Raw genomic sequence first — 22,954 nt, 5'->3', positions numbered from 1 at the left:
CTGGGTTTATTTTTAATGTGTATGTAATGCTTCTTCAATTCGAAGAATCAGATCCTGATAATGAAAGCGTGTTGCTTCATCGGCGATCTTCACCTTCTTCAATAATAATTCTTTAATCCGCAGCAGCTCACCGCGTTTCACCGACACATCATCCGACACCCGGTTCATTGTGGCGTAAAATAAGTTTCGGTTGGCGTATCGGCTCGACCGATCATCGCTTTCATGATCATGAAAAAGCTCACGGCTTTTTACCCCATAGTCGCACAACAAGGGCATGTGCTGATGCAACGGACAACATGCTGCATCCTGATTTTGGAGAGACTTTTTACTTGTCTTCTCTAAAGTCTTGTTTTGAGAAATAATTAAAACATCAACAAAGTTTTTTTGTGACTGACGGGTAAAAACATCCAACTTCTGATTTTTAATTGTTTTGCTAAATATTCCTTGATGCAGATCGCTCATCATTTCTGTTAAAGTATAAGCTTTATCCCCATTTTCAGCTTCGTTTTGCTGCATGCGCAACAGTCGTTCCTTTTCCAGCAAGGAGTAAAAAATACGTGCATGCAAATCTCTAAACAAGGTTGTTGGAGCGTATTCAATATCACCAACTACTGATTCCCTAATCGGATATGATTTTTTATAAATCTCAGCATTGGCAATCCATTGAGGAATATTAATCACTTCCTCAATCAAATATTTAATCGCGTCTTTCTGTTTTGCTTTTTCAACATGAACGTAGGCTGATTTCGTTTCCCCAAATACCGGTTGATCTAAATAGATACCCCCCACATTTGCCACAACATGATTAGCATAAGTAAACCATTGCCCGATTACTCCCATCATCATTTTACCTGCTTTCTCGTAGCTTTCACCTTCTTCACAAGTCCATTTTTCTACTTCAGGAACAATTCGTTTCAAATTCGCCAGTCCGTAACGACTTGCTTTCATCGAATTGTCACCCAAATCTTCGCTTTGCGCTGATGGATCGATGGTATTCTTTCCGTCTTGCTGAGGGCCGTAATGATACAATGGATCGTTCTCATGCTTTCTTATCATTTGACTCAAAACCTTCACTTCGTCCCAAGGAGTATCTTCCTGAATCCATCGATAGGCCCAGGCAATTGCATATTTATCGTACACACCAATCTGAGGCGTAATGTTTACCACTTTGTCGTTTGGCTGCGCTACATAGTTGAATCGGGCGTAATCCATAATGGATGGAGCCGTTCCGCCCATTTTATTTGTAAATGATCTGGAACGCAAAGAATCTACCGGGAAAGCCGCTGAAGCCCCCATATTGTGCATCAATCCTAAAGTGTGTCCTATTTCGTGGGATGAAACAAAGCGGATGGCATGAGCCATGTGTTCATCGCTAAATTTATTGTCTCTTGCTTTTGGATCAATAACTCCGGTCTGAATTCGAATCCATGAATGCAGGGCAGTCATCACATTGTGCCACCAAATAACGTCAGCCTCAATAATTTCACCCGACCGGGGATCTACAACCGAAGGTCCCATTGCATTTGCCTGACTGGATGCTGCATATGTAATCATGGAGTAACGAACATCATCACCGTCAAAATCAGGATCGTCTGTTGGTGCATCTTTTGCAATAATGGCATTTTTAAATCCAGCTTTTTCAAAAGCAGACTGCCAATCGGTAATTCCGTCTTTTATAGCCTGCCGCCACTGCGGCGGTGTTGATGGATCGATATAGTAAACAATTGGCTTTTTCGGTTCCACCAATTCTCCCGCTAAATATTTTTCTACATCTTCTGATTTTGGCTCCAATCTCCAGCGATTCACAAACTCTCTGTTTTCAACAGCTTGCTGATCATCACTATAATAAAAATGTTTGGTTGTAAAGTATCCGATTCTCCGGTCTGCAAATCTTGGTTTCATCGCTTTCTTAGCCAACAAAACCATATTCGATGTAACTTCAACCGTTACGGTAATCCCTTCTGCTTTGGTGGTCAGCAATGACTTCATTACTAAATTTTCCGGGAAACTTTTCGCTGCACTTATTTTCGACAGATCTTTTACTGCAGATCCAGGCATTCCAAGTACTCCAAACAAATCATTTAAACTTTTTTCCGATCCGTCGAATACCTTATTTACTTTAAATACATAGGTGGTTGAGTCTTTTCCAAAACAAGCCAAATCGAAGCATTCTCTTATGGAAGGCATGTAATTATCCTCTACCGATTGAGTAATTGCATCCCCTGCTTTCCCTTCGTAGTATGGATGATAAGTTTTCACCCAAATTTTTTCAGTTAAAGTATCCACTTCAAAACGAATCAATAAATTTTGATAATTGATTCCTTTGTTAAAACCCAACTCATTAATCTCGGAAGGCACTTTAGAGATTTTATTGACCAAAAGAAAATCGCGGTTCAGCAACGAATCCGAAATTTCGAAATAGTAATCCTTTTTTACTCTGTGAATATCAATTACTCCTTTTTTCGTAATCGCATCCGAAGTAATTATTTCATCGTATTTTTTCAGTTTTGAATCTTTATCTTTTCCTTTCGTAGTGTCCGACTCGGTTTCTGTCTTTTTCTTTTTCCAGAAAGTAAAAATTCCATCTTCTGCAGAAACAGAAGTTCGTTCCGATGCTTGTGACGGCAAACTCATTCCCCCCAGAATACATGCCATCAAAAACAGTCGCGTAATTTTGTGATTTGGTGTGATTGTGCTTAAGTTCATTTAGTATATTTTGTTTGTAGTTGTGAGCATCGCCCCTACACGAATACTCACGTCACTACAAAATTTAGTTTTGTTCGTTTCAATACTGCCAAATGAATTTCATCGGGCAATAATTCGAAACAAAAATGAATTAATTTTGATCTGCAAGAAAAAAGAAGGGAGTGAACCGGAAAGATTAAGGAGTGAATGACAAAAAAACCGGTATGAAACCTTCGCACAGAATAGAAAAGAAATCTTTTGGGATTAAAACAAAGGCAGTTTTACCCTGAAAAACCCATTTTCAATACCATAAACAGGTTGTTTATCGCCCAAAAAAGCATACAAAGCCTCGAGCGTTTTTAATCCGGTACCTGGACTGTGACTCATATCGGTGCGGGGTTGATACGGATTTTCGACAATTAAATAATATTCGTCTGAAACAGATATACGAATGGTGAGTGGTTTTTCGCTTGTTATTATATTGTGTTTGATGGCATTTTCAACCAATGATTGTATGCTGACAGACGGCAGCTTTCGGTTTAATGCTTCGTCTTTAATATCATATTCTAAAAGAAGATTGTCGCCAAAACGAATTTTCTGCAGGAAAAGATACTGCTTAATAAAATCGAGTTCCTGTTTTAAACTGATCAGATTACTGTTGTTGCTATCCAACAAATAACGGTAAACCTTCGATAAGCTCAGAATAAACTTTCTGGCCAGTTTCGGCTCTCCCTCTACTAAGGCATAAAGAGAATTTAGAGAGTTAAATAAGAAGTGAGGATTGATCTGATTTTTAATATTCTTTAGCTGTGCTTTTACTTTTTCTTCTTCCTCTTCGAGAGCCTTTCGCCGCAATTCAAGGGTTTCACTAATATCAAAGCAAAAACTGGAAACACCAACAACTTTGCCTTCTGCGTCGGATATGGCGTTAAATATCTGCTGATAATCGATGCCGTGCCTTTGAAATTCCACTAAAAAATGATCTCCTGCCAATGCCCGGTCCAAATGCTTTTTCATTTGAATGCGGAAATCACCATAATAAGTATCTAATGAATTACTTCCCAGCCGAATGTTACCGCCTTCATTTTTCTCAAGATTCAATTTATGAACACTGTTAAAACTTGTGTACCTGTAATTTTTATCCACCGAAAAAATCATGATCTGATCGGTACTCTCCATGATCGAAGACAGTTTGCTTACCTCATTACGATGCTTCCTTTCGGCCCTTTGTCTTTTGCTAAATTCAAGAAACCATCTGCGCTGGGAAAAGTAAAGAAATATCATTAGTAAAAGAGCCAAAACCAAACCAATCAGAAAGGTTGAATTTCGGATTTCCTGAACAGATTCTTTCACATTAAAAAGAGGAACACTAACAGTTACCAGCCATTTTTTATCCAAATTACCAATTTTAACGGGCTGATATACTCTCATAACAGGCACTTGTAAATAATCAGACTGAACTTCTTCCTGATATTTTTTCCCCGAAGCCAAAACTTCATGAATCCGGGCCCCTTCTGCCAAAGTATCAATTCGCTTCCCAATCAAATTCTCATCAGGATGAGAAATACAGAATCCTTGTTCCGAAATAATAGTTACATAAGCTCTTCCTAATGATTCGTTGTCATAAAAATGCTGCTGAAACTGATACAAATCCAAATCTGTTCCTAAAACCCCAACAATCTTATCATTTTTAATCACAGGCTCCAACACCGTTGCAAGCAAACGATTATCAGAACTCCAATAAGGTGCCGAAATCATCTCTCTTCCCTGAATCATCAGCTTTTCGATTAAATCGAGTTGCTTTTCTAAAAGTGGACTCTTAACAATTTCATTCCCCTTCTTCCTAAAATACACATTCAATTTTCCCGGACCGGAAGCATCATTTTCATCAATTGATGAATACCAGCAAGCATTTAATTCATTTCTGATTTTTAATTCAGACTGCAGCGTTTTTACAATTACCTTTTCGTCCTGTCCGGGAAAATCAATAGACTCCACCAATGCGTTGGCCATTAAACCAGTGCGAAGAACACTGCCGTCCAACTCGTTTTTAACGATTAAAAAACTATTTTGCGCTTTAGAGACAGCCAGATCCAGACTCATTTTCCCGGCAGTAACTGCCATCTTCTCGCCTATTAAATAAGCGACACCTCCAAAACTCAGAATAATAATTATCCCGACCAGTATAATTGATTTGTTACGAAACTTCATTCTGTAGTATAAGTAAAGCACAAATGTAGCAGATCAAAAGAGTAGTATCCAAATCACAACAAAAAAAAATAGATTACAAATCAATTGCGTCCTAAACGTTTTTTGAGAATAAGTATTAATTACTTCTTTTATAAAAACTTACAGCTCGTGATAATCTTAAGGGGTACAATTTAAGTTAGGTATTTGATTGGCATCTTTTTTAAAGAGCTTTCGTTTTAGTTCAAACCTTTAGTAAGACCGGGAAGCTGAGAACTTGTTCGAAGATCGCCCGTACGCACTTAGGTTTGAACTAAATAAGGAAGTTTTTTAAAAAGCAGCCTTGAATTTCTTTGCTTCGTTTCTTGTTTCAAGACAAGAAATGATGTCGGGTTTGGGCGGAAAGCCCAATTGTTAAAATCAATTTAGGACAATATTGATTACAAATCTTAAAACCCATCTTAATTCCTATGAAATTTTATTTCTTTCTGTATAATCCATCTAAATAACATATTTCTCAACATATTTTCATCCGTCAGCTAAGTCATCTATAACCGGAACTTTTGTTTTTACAATATCGTTTGCGGTAAAAAATCACTATTAACAGGTATTGCGTGAGAAAACAGAAAAGAGTTTCTTTGCACCCTTACAGCAAAAAAGAGTTTTAACTCTTCTTCTTTTGCTGATCAAAAAAAACAAAGTAAGAGAAAACGTAATACCAAAATTTTAAGCGGACAAACACCAGGAGTCCTGCATTAATTCTGATTTTAAAAATCAATACAGGACTGATGATTGTTCCATTCAACCATTGAAATAAATCATTATTCGAATGAAAAGAATTCAATTTAAAGCCGGTGAATGGCAAAAAACGATTAACGTTAGAGATTTCGTTAGTAACAATTTAACTTCTTACACAGGAGATGCTTCCTTTTTAACAGGAGCAACCGAACGCACAAAAAAACTTTGGAATATCTGCAAAGAGGCTGTTAAAGAAGAGCGTGCCAACAATGGAGTTCGCTCAATTGATACAGAAACAGTGTCGGCTATTGCTTCTCACGGAGCTGGATATATCGATAAATCATTAGAGCTGATTGTTGGCCTGCAGGCCGATGAATTGCTTCGCAGAGCCATGAAACCTTACGGCGGCATTGCTGTTGTTGAAAAAGCATGCTCGGAACAAGGTCTTGAAGTATCAGATCGTGTAAAGGACATCTTCCGCAATTATGCAAAAACACACAACGATGGGGTTTTTGATGCTTATACCAGCGAAATCCGTAAATTTCGTTCCTTAGGTTTCCTTACCGGATTGCCTGACAACTATGCCCGTGGCCGTATTATCGGTGATTACCGTCGTGTAGCCTTATATGGTATTGATCGTTTGATTGAAGCAAAAAAGGAAGATTTGAATGGTTTAACCGGAACGATGACAGATCAATTGATTCGTCTTCGCGAAGAAGTTGCCGAACAAATAAAAGCTCTTGGCGAAATTAAAAAACTGGGTGAAAAATACGGCTTGGAATTGAATCGTCCGGCTGAGACAGCTCAGGAGGCTATTCAGTGGGTTTACATGGGCTATCTTGCTGCGGTAAAAGAACAGGATGGTGCTGCAATGTCATTGGGTAATGTTTCAACTTTTCTGGATGCCTATATCAACCGAGATTTGGAGTCAGGTTTTATTACCGAAGAATTTGCTCAGGAAATGCTTGACCAATTCGTAATGAAACTGCGCATGGTTCGTCACCTTCGTATGAATGCGTACGATGAGATTTTTGCAGGAGATCCAACCTGGGTTACTGAATCGATCGGTGGTAACACCATTGACGGCAGAACCAAAGTAACCAGGACATCCTTCCGTTTCTTAAATACACTATATACTCTCGGAGCTTCTCCGGAACCAAACATGACGGTTCTTTGGTCTGAAACATTACCTGAAGGATTCAAGAAATTCTGTGCTCAGGTTTCTATCGATACCTCTTCTATTCAGTATGAGAATGACCAGTTGATGTGTGATACCCGTAAATCGGATGATTACGGAATTGCCTGCTGTGTCTCCTATCAGGAAATCGGAAAACAGATTCAGTTTTTTGGTGCACGCTGTAATCTGGCTAAAACGCTTCTTTTGGCATTGAACGGAGGTCGCTGTGAGAAAACAGGAACTCAGTTGATCAATGGCATTCCTGCCATGAGCAGTGACAAATTGAATTTCGACGAAGTAATGAGCAACTATATGATTGCGATGAAGGAAATGGCTCGTGTTTACAACGATTCAATGAACATCATTCATTACATGCACGATAAATATTACTACGAAAAAGCTCAGATGGCTTTGGTTGATACCAATCCGGCTATCAATCTTGCTTATGGGATTGCCGGTCTTTCGATTGTTGCGGATTCCTTATCAGCAATTAAGAATGCAAAAGTAACTGCTGTTCGTAACGAAGAAGGTTTGACCTGCGATTTCAAAATTGAAGGCGATTTTCCATACTATGGAAATGACGATGATGCAGTAGATTGTTTTGCTGTTGAAATTCCAAATCTATTCAATAGCCTGTTGAAAGAACTGCATACCTATAAGAATGCCGAGCCAACCATGTCGATTCTTACCATTACCTCGAACGTAGTGTATGGATTAAAAACCGGTGCTACTCCTGATGGAAGAGCGGCAGGTGTGCCTTTTGCTCCGGGTGCAAATCCTATGCACGGACGTGATTCTCACGGCGCAATTGCCTCATTGAATTCTGTAGCTAAAATCAACTACGAAGATTCTTTGGACGGTATTTCGAACACCTTCTCTATTGTTCCTAAATCGTTGGGAGCAACAGCAGCAACCCGTCAGGATAATCTGGTGACCATGATGGATGCTTACTTTACAAAAGGTGCTCATCACTTAAACGTAAATGTTCTGGACCGCGCAATGCTGGAGGATGCAATGGAGCATCCTGAAGAATATCCTCAGCTGACTATCCGTGTTTCGGGTTATGCCGTAAACTTTGTACGTTTAACCCGCGAACAGCAGCTGGAGGTGATCTCCCGCAGCTTTTTCGAGAGAATGTAAGATATTAATAATGACATAATGAGTCCCGGAGCTTTCAACTGAAAGTTTCCGGCCTCTTTTTTGATCCTCATTCACGAAACAAGCAAATCATGTTAAACGTTCATTCTTTTGAATCATTAGGTACATATGATGGCCCGGGAATCCGACTGGTCGTATTTCTGCAGGGATGCGCCTTTAAATGTTTGTATTGTGCCAATCCCGATACCATTACTTTCGAAGGAGGAACACCGACTCCACTTGAAAAAATCATGAGAAAAGCACGCAACCAGCGTCCTTTTTTTGGGAAAATTGGCGGAGTAACCATTTCGGGCGGAGAACCGCTTTGGCAGGCAAAAAAACTCAAAATACTTTTCAGGCAGCTGAAAGAGGAAGGTTTTAACACTTGTATCGACAGCAATGGAAATGTTCTTACCGATGACGTTAAGGAATTAATGAAGTATACGGATTTGGTTCTGCTCGACATCAAACACATCAACCCTGGCTGGCATCAAAAGATAACTGGTAAACGCAACGATACCACCCTTAAATTTGCAGCATACCTCCGCGAAAAAGAAGTGAAAGTGTGGATGCGCTACGTACTGGTTCCCGGATACTCCGATCAGACTGAATATCTGCACGAAATGGGAAAATATTTTCAGGAATACGAAAACATTGAAAAGCTGGAGATTCAGCCCTATCACAAACTGGGAGTTCACAAATATGAACACTTAAACATGGAATACAAACTAAACGATGTACCTGAAAACACCCTGGAACAACTGCAGGTGGCAAAGGATATCTTTCTTCAGTATTTTAAAGAAGTAATTATTAATTAGCAGTTAGCACAAAATCAAATTGCTGGGTGCAGAGCACCGCAGTATTTGTAGAAAATTAAATGGATTTTTTCTTGGTAAGTACAGAATTTCACAGCCTTTATCAATAAGCTGCAGGCTCTATGTCATCCCTAGGAACCGAGGGATCTGATTACTGAAAAGATCCTTCACTTTGTTCAGGATGACAAACGATTCGAAATCGAATACCATATTGATAAAAAGAGGATATTCAAATTAATGAACATCCTCTTCTATTTTTTTTTAACTCTCGACCTTTCAAGACTTTTGGACTTTCGACCATTTGACTCTTCAAGACTCTTTATTTGCAAGTGCTATGTCATCCCGAGGAATCGAGGGATCTGTTTACTGAAAAGATCCTTCACTTTGTTCAGGATGACAGCTGGTTAGTAATTAAATACCATATTGATAAAAAGAGAATGTTCAAACCAATGAACATCCCTTTTTATTTTAAAGATTTTTGACCTTTCAAGACCCTTCCTCTACTTATTCTTCACCCGAATTAAAGCCGCCATTTCTTTGGCCTGATCTACGCAGGTAAAAACATCTGTGCCGATAGAATTGTAAGCTAAAGTCACTCCCATGCGGCGGTATTCGCGGCTGGTTGGCTTGCCAAACAAACGCAAATCAGATTTGGGATAAATTGCCGCTTTCTCCAATCCTTCGAAACATGGATGAGATCCTTCACTCTGTGCCAGAATAACAGCACTCGCTCCTACTCTTTCCAATGTAATTTCAGGTATTGGTAATCCTAAAACAGCACGGCAATGCAGTTCGAATTCACTAAAATTTTGAGTGCCTGCAAGAGTAACCATGCCGGTATCGTGCGGACGGGGCGATAATTCTGAAAATACAACTCCATCTTCGCAAATAAAGAATTCTACTCCCCAAAGACCAGCTCCTCCCAGTTCGTTGGTAACCATTTCAGCCATTTCCTGTGCTGCTTTTACATCGGCATCAGAAATTGCAGCCGGCTGCCAGCTTTGCTGATAATCGCCACGTTCCTGAACATGACCAATCGGCGGGCAAAATAAGGTTGGACCGTTTTTCTGAGTAACCGTAAGCAAAGTAATCTCCGAAGTAAATTTCACAAATGCTTCTACAATCACATCTCCTGAATCGCCACGTCCTTTAGAGCCGGCAATGTTCCAGGCCTTTTCAATATCAGCTTCGCATTTAATTACCGACTGTCCCTTTCCTGATGATGACATCAGGGGTTTCACCACGCAAGGCATTCCAACCTCTTTCACCACAGCATACATCTCTTCCAACGAGCCGGCATACAAATATTTTGCAGTTCTTATTCCCAGATCCTTTGCAGCCAAATCGCGGATCGCTCTTCTGTCCATAGTAAAATTGGCCGCTTTTGCACTCGGAACTACCTGAATGCCTTGTTTCTCGTACTCATAAAAGCGTTCGGTACGAATGGCTTCAATTTCCGGCACAATTAAATCCGGTTGGTGTCTGGCTACAACTGAATCGAGCGCATCACCATCGAGCATATTAATCACTTCAAAAGCATCGGCAACCTGCATGGCAGGAGCTCCCGCGTAACTATCAACGGCCACTGTATTTTGTCCCAAACGCTGCGCCGCAATCACAAATTCTTTTCCCAGCTCTCCTGAGCCCAACAGTAAAATCTTCTTTACCATAAAATTACTTTCGGTTTATAAATGGATTTTTAATGGTTACTAATGTAGTAAGAAGTGCAAAATTACATTCTATTTTTCGAAAACCGGGCAGAACAAATCGCTTTTTCAACCTTTAGAGGCATTTTAATGCAGACCAACATCACTCAAATTGCAGAAAAATGACGAAATTTGATTGATCAAACGAAACAGTATCTCAAATTAATGTTTAAATTTAGCGTGACAATTTATCTTCTTAAGTCATCCCAATATAAATAAAGCACTATGAGTAAAGAACACAATACCCTTACAGAGTTTTTCAACTTCCTTAAGACTAAAGAAAATTACCTGCAGCAAGACAGCGAAGAAGTTATACAAGACTATTACAATTTTAGAGCCGAACGGATTGCAAAGGAAAAAGAAGAAAAAAGAATCAAACAATTGAAAAAATTGGAATTAATTGTCCAAAAAAGAGAGGAACAACAAGCACGTGCCCGCATATATAAGCCTGTAAAAGCACAAAGAATGAAATCGCCCGGAAATACCATTGGAAAGAAAATAACAAATGACGGGACTACTGCAAAAACGATGGCCGATATACGGAAATTGATTGACCGCATTAGAGATTAAGACATCAACAAGTCCTTTTCGTGTTTGTTTTTCTCCATAAAAAAAGGACGTTTAAAAAGTATAATTGCAAGCTATTCAACGACTTTCACCCTTAAATTTCCAAAGGGAAGCCGTTGAAATTCAGCCTCCCTTTAGATACTACTCTTTATACACATCTTGTTGGTCTGAAAAATAAAGAGCAACAAGATGTATAAAAAATGAATTTCAAGAATCCGCACCCTTTTCCCGACGTGTCGGGACCGGCACTTTGTTCACAATATTATTTCAGATTGCGTTCACAATCTTCACTGCGTTACGGTACTCTTAAAAAGGAAGTACTCATTTATTTAAGGTGTTTCTCCATTTTTAAGGAAAGATGTTCGAAGAACAGAGGGGTGCTTCCATTTACAAACAAACTCTTTCGCGGTGAAGCGGATTAAAGTCTGTTTTGAAATTAAATTGGTATAAAGTGCTGCTTTACATACAAGGGTAAAACTGAATTTCATTTTAGTACAAAACAATTCCTTCTTGATCCCCCTCTTTCTTTACTTCCGAAACAATCTATACCGCAACAATTTCCTCTCTCATGCTAAAAAGAACAAAAAGTACTTCTTCCTTTTCCCGCTGACCAACATTACTCATATCCATAGCTTTCATCACGTCAGCCATAACCTCAACAAACTCCTTTTCGCTGATATTCATCCCCTTGTGTGTAGTCATCATATCGGCACCTTTGTACAAATCCGGACCACCCGTGCCAGCCATCAGAAAAGTTGCAGCCCCGTTTTTCATCGCTTTCTCATCTGCCTTCGCATTTTTAAACCTGACAGCAATTGCCGGATTAAGCAAATGCAAATCAACAACATCATTGGCAATTTTGGTAATTCCCTCTGTTCCGCCCAATCGTTCGTAAAGTGTTCCGCTCATCTTCGTTCCTCCTTTTATAGTAAATAAACAAGAAGTTAAGCTTTCCGCCTGCCAAAGTCAATACAAGAATCTTATTTATAATACCAGATCCGCTCACTAATTGCAGCCTGCAGACACAAGGAAAAGCATACTAAATCAATTTGGCTTTTAAAATAGTTCCGGAAACAATTGCGTCCTAAACGTTTTTTGAGAATAAGTATTAATTACTTCTTTTATAAAAACTTACAGCTCGTGATAATCTTAAGGGGTACAATTTAAGTTAGGTATTTGATTGGCATCTTTTTTAAAGAGCTTTCGTTTTAGTTCAAACCTTTAGTAAGACCGGGAAGCTGATCCCGAAATAGAATTTGTAAGTATTTGTTTCACAAATACAACAAAATTCATAATCGGGAGAAGATCGCCCGTACGCACTTAGGTTTGAATTAAATAAGGAAGTTTTTTAAAAAGCAGCCTTGAATTTCTTTGCTTCGTTTCTTGTTTCAAGACAAGAATTGGAGCGAAGCGGAAATCATGAATACAAATAAAAATAGGCTTTAATGAATAAATGATGTCGGGTTTGGGCGGAAAGCCCAATTGTTAAAATCAATTAGGACAATATTGTTCCGGAAACTATTTGTCATGCTTACTCTATTGGATTAAGAACCACCCGAATGATCTCCGATTGCTTGCCCACCTTTTTACCCGCGTACATATAGTAGGCATAATATTCTCTAACCTCGGTGAGTTTTGCATTCACCCGCGGACGGGTATCTTCAAAATCCGATCCTTTTACACTGGTCTGAAAATCGTAATTTCCATCGTTTATTTTGCTGTACAGCATAATGCCATCCATGGGAAATTTGGTAAAACTGATGTGAGGAATACCCCCCACTTCTTTTCCTTTCAGATCTGGTTTTTTGTAGGTAGTTGACTCTACTTTGCTTTCGTTCACCAAACCCAATTCCAGTTTTAATTCAGGAGTAATGCCCGGCGTAAGGTCAATGATTTTTTTGTATTCCCGCAATGATTTTTCAACAGAACTATGACCTGCAGCATAAATAGTGCGGGAATCACGGGCTATTTTCTGATCTGCATTTTTCTGGTCGCAGCGGGTTTTATCCGCCTGCAGCTTTTGTATAATCGAATCAGTTGATTCTTTGGGCAAAAGTCCATCGGTAACCAATTGAGGCGCCTTGTCCAAAAAATTGTCTCTTTTTCGGGCAAAACCAGCCTCATTATATTCTATAAAATCTTTTTTTATGACTATCTGTGCCATCTTATTAATATTTTTTGATTAAACATATTCTTAAGGATCCTGTACTAAAGCTAGAAAACATTTTTTATAAATATATATATTTTTATGATATTATTTTTATTCAAATTACTTAACATCGCAAAAATACTGGGCTTTCAGGAGGAAAATTAATTGTTTCGGAAACGGTTCGATTGGCACATTTTTAGTGCTTTTTTTATAAATCAAAAAGCAGGATAATATATGGTTAAGTTATTAAAAAGCCTAAACAGGGCGATACACAAGAAATCACCGCTTTCACCACACACCACTACTGTTTAATAAACAGACTTTTATATGAGTTGTAAGTGAAAAGTCCAAAAAATGACGCTTTGCAATATTTAATTTGTTTTGTTAATTAGCTTACGCGCCACATATACTCTGTAACCTTTGTATCTATTACCTATTCACAATAAATATTGCTTTTATAAAAAACACAGCATGAAAGTATTTTTTTAAACAAATTGTACCATCCAGCGATTTTTCTGAGACGTGTTGGAATTTTCCTGAGACCTGTTGGAATTTTTCCGAGGCATTTTTCAAGTTGATTTGGGTCTTTTTGGTGTTTCAAATGAGCAAAATACTGTCTGTTTTGGTCTCGGAAAAATCGCAACACGCATTTTGAAAATCCCAATATGCATTTTGGAAATTGTAAAATGCCATTTGAAAGTTTTCTGAGAGCCAGATTAAAACGCAAAAGCTGGTTTCTGATGGTACAATATATTCTTATGCAGAGGCAGAGAATGAACCTATTTTTTTTGAAGCAAAAAAATACGGTATTTTATTTAGCCAACCCCTACTCTCAGCAAACCAAAATAGTGTAATCCTGTTTTTTTTATAATTTCCTATTATAAATAAAAAAAGATAAGTACATTGGGATTCTGGTAACGATAAGTAATTACAAACTGGTGTTGTTGTTTGGAGGAGTAAGAACAAATACAAACGAAATTAAGCTGATGGCTTTATTTAGAAGTTCTATGCAAGGCTAAAAGATCAAAATGAATGTCTAAACCAGATTATATAATTATAAAAAATGGATTGAAAATATTGTCTCATTGTTTGAAGGTTGGTGCAAGGAAAAAATAGTTTTTGCCCACCCACTTCTGTCCTTCGGAACAGTTAGGGAAGCCCACGCAGATTGCACACCTAGGATTTTATATAAATGAAAATGGATATTATAATAGGAGGTATTAGTTTAAATGAATTATTTACGACTGAAAATATTTCAATTCGCTCACAAAATATTTGTGAATCTAACGGACTGACAAACATTGATTCCATATTAAAATTCTACTCTGAAAATCATACTTTTAAAAAATTGAGAAATTGTGGTAATAATAGCAATGAAGAATTAATTAGTTTTTGTAGGAAACACAAGGATTTGCATGTTGAACCAACTACTCTATCCATCGACATACTATCCATAACTGTTGAACAATTATTTCTAGGCAAAGAGCTTAATATGCGTTCCAAGAATAGCTGTGGCAGAGCCAATTTAGATACGCTGGAAGATATTGTAAATTACTACAAGTTCAATAAAACATTTAAAAAGATTAGAAATTGCGGGGATGGCTCAAATGAAGAATTGATAGGTTTATGTCACAAATATATGAATTCTTCTAAAATTGAATTTCAGCTGAATAGTAATAATAATCCTATTGAAGAACAAATTGATAAATTATCAGCTAGACAAAGAAAAATACTTAATAATTTAATTGAATCACAGGCTAGCAGTCTATCTGTGCGTAGCTTAAATGCAATAAATAATTTCTCAGGCTCAAATCTCTCAATTCGTGGACTCAAAGAAATCCTAATTGAGCCAAATTATGATTTAGGAAAGATTAAAAATATTGGTAAAAAGTCCATTGAAGAATTAACGCTGTTTTTTTGTGAAATAAATGAACAAATTGAAACTGTTCAGCTTTTTAAAAATGATGATGAATTAACAATAGAACTTTTTAATACCTATTTGCGCAGAAAATTCTGCCTTAAACAAGAAGATATTGTCAAAATTTGGAATAACTACGATTCTGAAAATGGTTTACCTGTTTTTAAAACTATAGACACATTAATTTCAAATAGCTATATTTTTAATGACAATGAGCAAGAAATATTCAATAGAGGATTTAATTTTTGGACTGATTCATTGCCAGAGAAGTTAGAGGATATTGCTTCAGATATTAGTTTAACGAAAGAAAGAACAAGACAGATTAGAAAAAAGCTATTGGATGAAATTGATTTAAGGTTCACTTTTTTATATGGTCTTGAATTTGATGCATTAAATCTATATGGTCTCAATACTGATAGTGATATTGTTATAGTTGATGAAACCTTAATTGAAGAAATTCAACAAAAAGAAAGCGTTAGGTATAATGATGTATTTGCAACAAAAATATTAGCAATAATCTTTAATAAGACTCATGAAGTTGTCGGGAATATTGAAAGCCTAGCTTTCAATATTGTGAAATATAAAGGAGTAGATTCAAAATGGAACTCAATATATTTAATAAAAAAGGAAATTAAAGAATCTTATGATTTTGATTCTCTTATGATTGACGTAAAGAGAAGACTTTCTGAAAGAATTGAAGAGGATTATTCGTTTCACTTTGAAACATATTTGACTACTTTTCAATGTGATGGAGTTGAAACAGATTATTTTGTGATTACACAAATTGCAGAGCATATTATTTTCAATGAATTTACAATTACAATTGACTTAGATGATAACATAAAGTTTAAACGAAATACAATAAAACAGGTATTTGAATATTCGTATGAAGCATTGGAAGCATTGGGAGAACCTTCAAAAGTTGACGTAATTTACCAAAAGGTTAAAAAGTTATATCCAGATTATGATACTGATGAAAATAGTATAAGGGCTTCAATGAAAAGGATAAATGGATTTGTGCCTTTTGGTAGAACAAGCATATATGGGTTAAAGGAGTGGGAAGAAGAAAGGAATATCCGAGGTGGTACAATTAGAGATATAACAGAAGAGTTCTTATTGACCCAGTTAGTACCTAAACATGTTAATGAAATTACGCAATATGTCAATAAATATAGAAGCACGACTGCAAAAAATATATATTCCAATCTGCAAATGGAGGTCAATAGTAGGTTTAAATTTTATTGCGGTTTATTTATTGGTTTAAAATCAAAGCAATATCATAATCTGAAATATACTGAGGTTAAAGAAAGAAAATTAACAGTACGGTCATGGGAAGAAAGTTTTGAATTGTTATCAGCATTTGTTTCCGAAAATTCTCGATTACCTAATTCGTCAGGTAGTGAAGAAGAACAAAAGCGATATCGCTTTATGAATGTTCAGTTAAATAAAATTAGTAAAGATAAACTTGCTAAATCAAAAGCTGAAAAAATATCAGAGCTTGTATTGAAATATCCTGTTTTAAGAAAGAAACCAGAAAAAAGAATTAATAATACTAAAAACAAAGTTGTTAAACTTGTAAGCGAAAGAGTACATACTGTTACAAATCGTTGGTGGGATTCTTATAATAAGCTTTTAGCCTACTTAGAACATTATAATTCATACCCTATAGCATCAGTAGAAAGGGCTCTTTATACTTTTTGTTATAATTGCAAAAGAGGCTTAGAATCAGGAAAATTACATACTACTCAAATTGAGGCACTCGAAAAAATAAACTTTGCTTTTGATACTGCTTCAATAAATAGTTGGGATGACAACTACGAAGAATTAGTATCATTTAAGACAAAGAATAATAGTTGGCCAAAATGTATTGATTCTGATAAAAAACAGATTAGATTATATAGATATTGTATGAGCTTATTTAAAGCATACAAAAATAAAACACTTTCTGATGAACAATTGGAAAAACTTGATAAGTTAGAATTCCCTTATCAATTGGGTGTATTTAGTAATAAATGGTTAGATAATTTTGAAAAGCTAAAAAAATTCAGAGCGATAAACCCAAGAATTTGGCCAAGAGCAAAAGGTAGTGAATTAGAGAAACCACTTTACCAATTCTGCTATCGGAATAGGAATAAGTTCATTAATGGTACCTTAGAAGATTATAAAATACAATTGTTAAATGAGATAAATTTTGATTTCTATGGATAATGTAGACCAAATAAAGAAAAAGCATATTGAGGAACTCAATTCAATCTGCGAAAAAAACGGAGTTGATTTTAAATCAATGGATAAGTTAGTACAGTCTGAGCGTTTAAAAAAACTACAGAAAAGAAATCATTATATCCATCAAACTATTGATTTAGAAATAGAAAAAGCGTTAGGAAATGAGAATAAGTAAGATAATTTTAGATAATTTCCGCCAGTACCATGGTACTATTGAGATTGATTTGCAAACACAAGGAAAAAAAAACATTGTGTTAATTGGGGGTAAAAATGGTTTCGGTAAAACAAACTTTCTTATTTCTATTGTTTGGTGTCTCTATGGTGAGAAAATTACACAGATAGATGAAAGTTTTAAACGTGAAGTTCAAAAAGAGACAAACTATCAAAAGTTTATTAAGCAATCATTGAATTGGACTTCAAAAGATGAAAACAACTCTGAATTTTCAGTCGAAATTCAATTTGAAGAAATTGATTACCCTGCTAACTTAAAGGTTTCTGATAATAAGATTTTCATTAGAAGAGTATTCAATACCGATAAAATTGAAGAAAAGGTATTAATTCTAAATTCTCAAGGTGAAGAATTATTTAACGAACCTGAAGACAAAGTAAGCTTTATCAATGATTATCTGATTCCGCTAGAAGCAGCAAAATTTGTGTTCTTTGATGCTGAAAAAATAGCTTCATGGGCTGAACTTTCAACAAAAGATGAAGGAAATGTTTTAAATGATGCTTTAGGGAAACTGCTTGGTCTTGATTTATATGAAAATCTGAAAGAAGATATATCAGTTTATAGCAATAATTTAAAGAAAGAAGGGGCAAATACTAATATTAAGGAACAAATAATAAATACTGAAAAGGCAATAGAGTTAAATAAAGGAAAAATTGAGGATATTGATTTAAAATCGGCTCTTAATGAAACGAATATTAAAGAGTTGAAAGACAAAATTAAGGAATACCAAATCTTTCTTAATAAAAACAGTCGCAAAGAAACAACCTCATTAAACCGTGAGGATTTATTTAATGAACTTACAATATTACTGGGTAAAAAAGAAGAGCTTGAAAAAAGATTCAATGAGTTAAGTGAATTGGCTCCTTTAGCAATGCTTGGAGGAAAAATAGAAGAAGTACTTGAACAGCTTGATTTGCAAGCACAATCAATGTCAGACATTGAGAATAAAGAAGTTATAAAGAAAAAACTTGATAGTTTTACTGAGAAACTGTTTAACCAGCCTCCAGAACCCGAAGATGGTTCAATGTCATTTAAAAATAAAATCTTTTACTCCGATAAAGCACAGGGTTTATTAAACGAACTATTTGAAGTAAAAGAATCTAATAATAGAACTGACTTTGAACTTGATTTAAATAATGCAGATAAAGAACTAATATTTAAAACATCGCAGATATTACAACAACAATCAAAGGAATTGTTTGAGTCTACTATATCTGAGTTTAATACTGTTCAGGTAGCTATTACTGCGAAAGACAGACAAATTAAAATGATTGATTCCGATTTAGAAGATGAAATTATTTTAGAACATGTAACCTTAAAAGATGAAGCAGATAGAAGGTTAGAAAAGATTATTGCAGAAAATGGTGCACTTGAAAACCAAAAAGACAAGCTTTTTAAAGATAATGTGCGATTGAATCAACAATACAATATTTTACTTCAAAAAAGCAGTGGGAATCAACTGATTAAAAACAAGGTTGCAAAAGCGAAGAAGTATATTGATTCATTACAAACATTTATTGACAACCAAAAACGGTCTAAAAAAGAAGCTTTAGCCAATAATCTTTTGGCGGAACTTCAAAAATTGATGCATAAAATGCAGCATAAAGATTCAAGTTTTATTGAAGATTCAAGAATTGACATACTCCCTGATGGTAAAGGTCTTAAGGTATCACTTTTAGATTCAGATGGCAATGAAATTCCCAAAGAAAGCTTTTCTACTGGTGAAAAGCAGATTTATATATCTTGCTTAATTAAAGCAATTCTAAGCGAGTCAATTCAGAATTTTCCAATTTTTATTGATACACCATTGGGAAGATTAGACCATGAACACATTGAAAATATATTAAATAATTACTATCCTGATTTATCTAGTCAGGTTGTTTTGTTAGCTACAAACAATGAGATAACACCTCGCCGTTACAAATCAATCTCAGATAAGGTTGCTAAATCATATTTGATAGTAAACGAGAATAAGAAATCTAACTTTAAACCAGGTTATTTCCAAAGCTATGAGAATAAGAATTAGTAAATATAATGATGAAGTAATCGACAGGATTAAGTCGATTTACAAATTCAATTCCGAAGGTGTTGTTCCTAGATTGGCATTTTCATATAGTCTTCAGACAAATAAACATTTTGTTGTAAGTGTTGATGTTGCTCCCAGCTCTGATGGTAGAGATTTTAGGGATGATCGAGGTTTATTTGGAACAATCGTTGATGGTCGTTCAAACTATCCCATATTTAAAGCAATATTAGACAAGCACTACAACCAATCTCTTTATGAGGAGGACTTTTCTAAATTATTTAAACTTCACCTTGACCATGGGTTAACGGAAATTGATAAAAAGCTTTCTAATACTGACCTTACAGGTGGTGGGCATATTTCGCTTTTAATGAAGCTTGTGAAGAATGGTCTTGACTTACAATCAAGTTCCGTTGCTATTGTAAACAGTGTTCAAAAACAAACAGTAGTAAAAGAATATTCAGAACCATTATCATTTATACTCGGTTCAACAGAAGAGAATGAACAAATTGAGATAAAAATTAATGATTTAACAGAATTTGACAATAGAAATATTGCTATAGCTGGTATGGCAGGTTCTGGTAAAACGCAATTGATTAAAGATGTTTTATATCAAATTTCAAGCAATACCGAAAATCAGCTCAAATATATTTTCTTTGATTACAAAGGTGAAGGGAATGCTTCTCAGTTGAAGCCATTTTTGGATAAAACAAATTGCGAGTTTATTGATATTTTGAATGATGGGTTTAATTTCAACCCTTTAATTTCTATAAATATTAGCGAGGGAGAGCGTCAAAAAACATTTAGTATAAAAGCATTTGTAGATACTATCGGCACTTTTGTTCCGCAAATGGGAACTTCACAGAAGCATATCTTACAAACTGTAATAACTGATTTGATTGAGGAAAAAGATAATACTTATCCAAACATGACAGAGCTTTCTAATGCACTTGAAGAGTATTATGAGGTTACTAAAACAAAACCTGACACTTTACTTGCTGCAATTAAAGACCTATCAAGTGGACTTTTCTCGGATAATATTTCCGAAAATATTATTGAGAAGAGTATTTATCTAAATTTGCCACCAACATTATCTGATACTTTAAGGCAATTGTGTGTATTTCTACTATTAAGGTATTTTAATTTCTTTTTTAGTTCTGCAAATGATGCCGAACCGAAAGATAATATTATACCGTTGAGATATGTGATTGTTATTGACGAAGCTCATATCTATTTAAAGAATAAAAATGCTAGGAAAGCACTAGAAGACTTATTACGACTTTTACGTTCAAAAGGTGTGATTGTCGTAATGCTCTCACAAGGTGTTGAAGATTATAAAACTAAAGACTTTGATTTTGCTTCTCAGGTAAAATTACCAATCTGCTTAAACGTTCAAAACAAAGACCCAAAAATGATAAAAACATTCGTCGGAACACCAAGGAGCGAACATAAATTAATTAATGAAATTAACCGCCTTGATTCAGGTTTAGGTCTAATCAATCTTGTCGAACCAAAAACAATCAAGATTAGACAATTTTGGAAAACAATAGAAAATGAATAATCAGCCCACACAGTCAAGCCCCCGCTCCCGCACGATTGTATCGTGTGGTTTGTATAAAGCTTAATATTTACTGTTTAGGCCAGCGTACTAGAATGGATTTAGAGAGCATAAGGAATTCTGAATGAAGTGATTGTGGTGATGTAGTAAGCACAGAACAAAATCGTGTAGCAGCAGGAGTTACTATTCTTATACTAAACGTTGTGCCGCATGCAAAGAAACCGAACGAAATAAATAACAAATGATCGAGAAATTTTTAAAAGCAAAACACTGGCAGATTTTTATGGTAACATTCGGATTGCCGTTTTTAATTCAAATTATCATGATACCAATCACAATAATTGGAAATGACCCAACGATAATGATGAATGTATTCCCAGTACTAATGATTCTAGTTATGGGCGGATTTTTAGGTTGGTTTTGGTCAATTGGAGTCGGATTACAAATTAAAGTTCCCAATGATGTAAAAATGAAAGTCAAGAAGTTTAAAGTATTCTTGATTATACCTTTAGTTTATATGCTTTTCATTTCAATATCGATGGGTTCAATGTTTAATGGAGCTTTTGAGAACAGTCAATCACCTAACTCTGGAATGATTGGGAGTATAGTTGGAATAATTGTTCCATTACATCTCTTCTCAATGTTTTGCATTTTTTATTGTTTATATTTTGTTGCTAAGACTTTTAAGACTGTTGAATTACAACGAGAAGTCTCATTTTCTGATTTTGCAGGAGAATTTTTTATGATATGGTTCTTTCCGATTGGAATTTGGATTGTTCAGCCTAAGGTTAATAAAATGATTGAAGAATAATAAAGCACAACCCCGCTCCCGCACGATTGTATCGTGTGGTTTGTATAAAGGTTAGTATTTACTGTTTAGGTCAGCGTACTAGAATGGATTTAGAGTGAATAAGGAATTCTGGATACAGTGATTGTGGTGATGTTGTAAGCACAGAGTAAAATCGTGCGGCAACAAAGGAAAACTCTTGTCCGGCAAGAATAGCTTGAGGGGAATAAATAAAAATTTGATCGCTGCCAATAACGTTCATTACATATGGTAAGCGAATAATATTCTTAAAATACAAAACACACACAGATTAATGATGGTTGCAACAGAAAATACACTAAAGAGTTTAAAAAGAATCAATTGATTTTTTATTGGTTTAGGAATGCTTGAGATTTTTTTACTCGTATTTCTGACCCACAACTTCCTGTTCCTGCTTTATGGTCTGATCACATTAGTGCCGGCCTACATCGCTCTTAACGCAAAACACATAAAGTGGAACTATTTTGTAGGCATTTGGACCTTAATTCAGTTTAATCCTTTAACGGGTTTGGCTATGATCGGCTTTATTCTCGGTGACTTTTTTAAACCGGGAGCTGACAGAGCCGGAGACTTATTTGATACAATTCTTGCAATTGTATGCATCCTTATTTTTGCTGCAATTGTTATCTCCTCATTTATTCTAGGAATATTAATTATAAGAAAGACTTCTAAATACAACAAACTGGTTAAAGCTCTTGCCTACTAAAAAAACACAATATTAAACATATGCAGGCCAGAATTGAAAACATACAGGTGGAAAAATTTGACGTGAATTGCAAGCCTAAATATTTATTTGAATGGTACAATTAGAAAAGATTACAGGGCTAACGCCCCTATTGGATTGGTGCGGAAACTATCTGCTACGAAGATATTAGGGCTACGCCCCTGTTTTTATCTCTGGCATAGAAATCTTACGTAGATGTTGGAGCTAAGGCTCCTATAAAAAAATGGTGCGGAAACTATCTGCTGCAAAGACATCAGGGCTGCGCCCCTGTTGTTATCTCTGGCATAAAAAT

General features: G+C 35.7%; 14 protein-coding genes. 9 read left to right on the top strand and 5 right to left on the bottom strand.

Annotation, left to right across the window (positions count from 1 at the left end; all coding sequences use genetic code 11):
• Positions 1 to 12: 12 nt before the first annotated feature.
• Together ACY0M5_RS11635 and ACY0M5_RS11630 are read right to left on the bottom strand one after the other, a co-directional pair.
• Positions 13 to 2,706, bottom strand: a complete 2,694-nt coding sequence (locus ACY0M5_RS11635; RefSeq protein ID WP_461629235.1) for a zinc-dependent metalloprotease — start codon at positions 2,704 to 2,706, stop codon at positions 13 to 15.
• A 243-nt stretch (positions 2,707 to 2,949) separates the two neighbouring features.
• Complete coding sequence (locus tag ACY0M5_RS11630; protein ID WP_461629234.1) at positions 2,950 to 4,896, bottom strand: histidine kinase; 1,947 nt, start codon at positions 4,894 to 4,896, stop codon at positions 2,950 to 2,952.
• Positions 4,897 to 5,701: 805 nt separating this feature from the next.
• On the opposite strand from ACY0M5_RS11630, the gene pflB reads away from it, so the two are divergent.
• Both pflB and pflA read left to right on the top strand, forming a co-directional pair.
• Entirely contained in the window at positions 5,702 to 7,927 is a 2,226-nt protein-coding gene (pflB, locus tag ACY0M5_RS11625; RefSeq protein ID WP_461629233.1) for a formate C-acetyltransferase, read from the top strand.
• A gap of 89 nt (positions 7,928 to 8,016) precedes the next feature.
• Positions 8,017 to 8,742 (top strand): pyruvate formate-lyase-activating protein, encoded by a 726-nt coding sequence (gene pflA, locus ACY0M5_RS11620; RefSeq protein ID WP_461629232.1) that lies wholly within the window; start codon positions 8,017 to 8,019, stop codon positions 8,740 to 8,742.
• Positions 8,743 to 9,239: 497 nt separating this feature from the next.
• On the opposite strand, the gene purT is transcribed toward pflA, so the two are convergent.
• Complete coding sequence (gene purT / locus ACY0M5_RS11615) at positions 9,240 to 10,409, bottom strand: formate-dependent phosphoribosylglycinamide formyltransferase (protein WP_461629231.1); 1,170 nt, start codon at positions 10,407 to 10,409, stop codon at positions 9,240 to 9,242.
• Positions 10,410 to 10,670: 261 nt separating this feature from the next.
• Between purT and ACY0M5_RS11610 the strand changes: the two genes are divergently transcribed.
• On the top strand, positions 10,671 to 11,015 hold the full coding sequence (locus ACY0M5_RS11610) for a hypothetical protein (protein WP_461629230.1): 345 nt from the start codon (positions 10,671 to 10,673) through the stop codon (positions 11,013 to 11,015).
• 540 nt (positions 11,016 to 11,555) lie between these two features.
• On the opposite strand, the gene ACY0M5_RS11605 is transcribed toward ACY0M5_RS11610, so the two are convergent.
• Together ACY0M5_RS11605 and ACY0M5_RS11600 are read right to left on the bottom strand one after the other, a co-directional pair.
• Complete coding sequence (locus tag ACY0M5_RS11605) at positions 11,556 to 11,921, bottom strand: group I truncated hemoglobin (RefSeq protein ID WP_461629229.1); 366 nt, start codon at positions 11,919 to 11,921, stop codon at positions 11,556 to 11,558.
• Positions 11,922 to 12,543: 622 nt separating this feature from the next.
• Entirely contained in the window at positions 12,544 to 13,176 is a 633-nt protein-coding gene (locus ACY0M5_RS11600) for a hypothetical protein (protein ID WP_461629228.1), read from the bottom strand.
• 1,183 nt (positions 13,177 to 14,359) lie between these two features.
• Between ACY0M5_RS11600 and ACY0M5_RS11595 the strand changes: the two genes are divergently transcribed.
• From ACY0M5_RS11595 to ACY0M5_RS11570, 6 genes are all read left to right on the top strand, one after another.
• Positions 14,360 to 17,287: a helicase associated domain-containing protein gene (locus ACY0M5_RS11595; RefSeq protein ID WP_461629227.1), complete on the top strand. Its 2,928-nt coding sequence runs from the start codon at positions 14,360 to 14,362 to the stop codon at positions 17,285 to 17,287.
• Positions 17,280 to 17,477 (top strand): DNA modification system-associated small protein, encoded by a 198-nt coding sequence (locus tag ACY0M5_RS11590; RefSeq protein WP_461629226.1) that lies wholly within the window; start codon positions 17,280 to 17,282, stop codon positions 17,475 to 17,477. The genes ACY0M5_RS11595 and ACY0M5_RS11590 overlap by 8 nt, the downstream gene beginning before the upstream one ends.
• Positions 17,464 to 19,557 (top strand): DNA sulfur modification protein DndD, encoded by a 2,094-nt coding sequence (gene dndD / locus ACY0M5_RS11585; RefSeq protein WP_461629225.1) that lies wholly within the window; start codon positions 17,464 to 17,466, stop codon positions 19,555 to 19,557. Before ACY0M5_RS11590 ends, dndD begins: the two co-directional genes overlap by 14 nt.
• Positions 19,541 to 21,115, top strand: a complete 1,575-nt coding sequence (locus ACY0M5_RS11580) for a DndE family protein (protein ID WP_461629224.1) — start codon at positions 19,541 to 19,543, stop codon at positions 21,113 to 21,115. Before dndD ends, ACY0M5_RS11580 begins: the two co-directional genes overlap by 17 nt.
• A gap of 238 nt (positions 21,116 to 21,353) precedes the next feature.
• Positions 21,354 to 21,923, top strand: coding sequence for a hypothetical protein (locus ACY0M5_RS11575; protein WP_461629223.1), 570 nt, complete (start codon positions 21,354 to 21,356; stop codon positions 21,921 to 21,923).
• Between the two features lie 358 nt (positions 21,924 to 22,281).
• The gene (locus ACY0M5_RS11570) at positions 22,282 to 22,644 is read left to right on the top strand and encodes a hypothetical protein (RefSeq protein ID WP_461629222.1); all 363 of its coding nucleotides are present in this window, start codon (positions 22,282 to 22,284) and stop codon (positions 22,642 to 22,644) included.
• Positions 22,645 to 22,954: the final 310 nt, after the last annotated feature.

The sequence above is a fragment of the Labilibaculum euxinicum genome (assembly GCF_963678175.1).
GTDB classification, from domain to species: Bacteria; Bacteroidota; Bacteroidia; order Bacteroidales; family Marinifilaceae; genus Labilibaculum; species Labilibaculum euxinus.
The sequence above is the reverse complement of the archived record's forward strand: the minus strand, read 5'-3'. Positions and strand labels throughout refer to the sequence as shown.

What these genes read in the sequence shown, in the direction of transcription:
- ACY0M5_RS11635 (WP_461629235.1), bottom strand. Translation starts at nt 2,706, where the DNA reads ATGAACTTAAGCACAATCACACCAAATCACAAAATTACGCGACTGTTT.
- ACY0M5_RS11630 (WP_461629234.1), bottom strand. Translation starts at nt 4,896, where the DNA reads ATGAAGTTTCGTAACAAATCAATTATACTGGTCGGGATAATTATTATT.
- pflB (WP_461629233.1), top strand. Translation starts at nt 5,702, where the DNA reads ATGAAAAGAATTCAATTTAAAGCCGGTGAATGGCAAAAAACGATTAAC.
- pflA (WP_461629232.1), top strand. Translation starts at nt 8,017, where the DNA reads ATGTTAAACGTTCATTCTTTTGAATCATTAGGTACATATGATGGCCCG.
- purT (WP_461629231.1), bottom strand. Translation starts at nt 10,409, where the DNA reads ATGGTAAAGAAGATTTTACTGTTGGGCTCAGGAGAGCTGGGAAAAGAA.
- ACY0M5_RS11610 (WP_461629230.1), top strand. Translation starts at nt 10,671, where the DNA reads ATGAGTAAAGAACACAATACCCTTACAGAGTTTTTCAACTTCCTTAAG.
- ACY0M5_RS11605 (WP_461629229.1), bottom strand. Translation starts at nt 11,921, where the DNA reads ATGAGCGGAACACTTTACGAACGATTGGGCGGAACAGAGGGAATTACC.
- ACY0M5_RS11600 (WP_461629228.1), bottom strand. Translation starts at nt 13,176, where the DNA reads ATGGCACAGATAGTCATAAAAAAAGATTTTATAGAATATAATGAGGCT.
- ACY0M5_RS11595 (WP_461629227.1), top strand. Translation starts at nt 14,360, where the DNA reads ATGGATATTATAATAGGAGGTATTAGTTTAAATGAATTATTTACGACT.
- ACY0M5_RS11590 (WP_461629226.1), top strand. Translation starts at nt 17,280, where the DNA reads ATGGATAATGTAGACCAAATAAAGAAAAAGCATATTGAGGAACTCAAT.
- dndD (WP_461629225.1), top strand. Translation starts at nt 17,464, where the DNA reads ATGAGAATAAGTAAGATAATTTTAGATAATTTCCGCCAGTACCATGGT.
- ACY0M5_RS11580 (WP_461629224.1), top strand. Translation starts at nt 19,541, where the DNA reads ATGAGAATAAGAATTAGTAAATATAATGATGAAGTAATCGACAGGATT.
- ACY0M5_RS11575 (WP_461629223.1), top strand. Translation starts at nt 21,354, where the DNA reads ATGATCGAGAAATTTTTAAAAGCAAAACACTGGCAGATTTTTATGGTA.
- ACY0M5_RS11570 (WP_461629222.1), top strand. Translation starts at nt 22,282, where the DNA reads ATGCTTGAGATTTTTTTACTCGTATTTCTGACCCACAACTTCCTGTTC.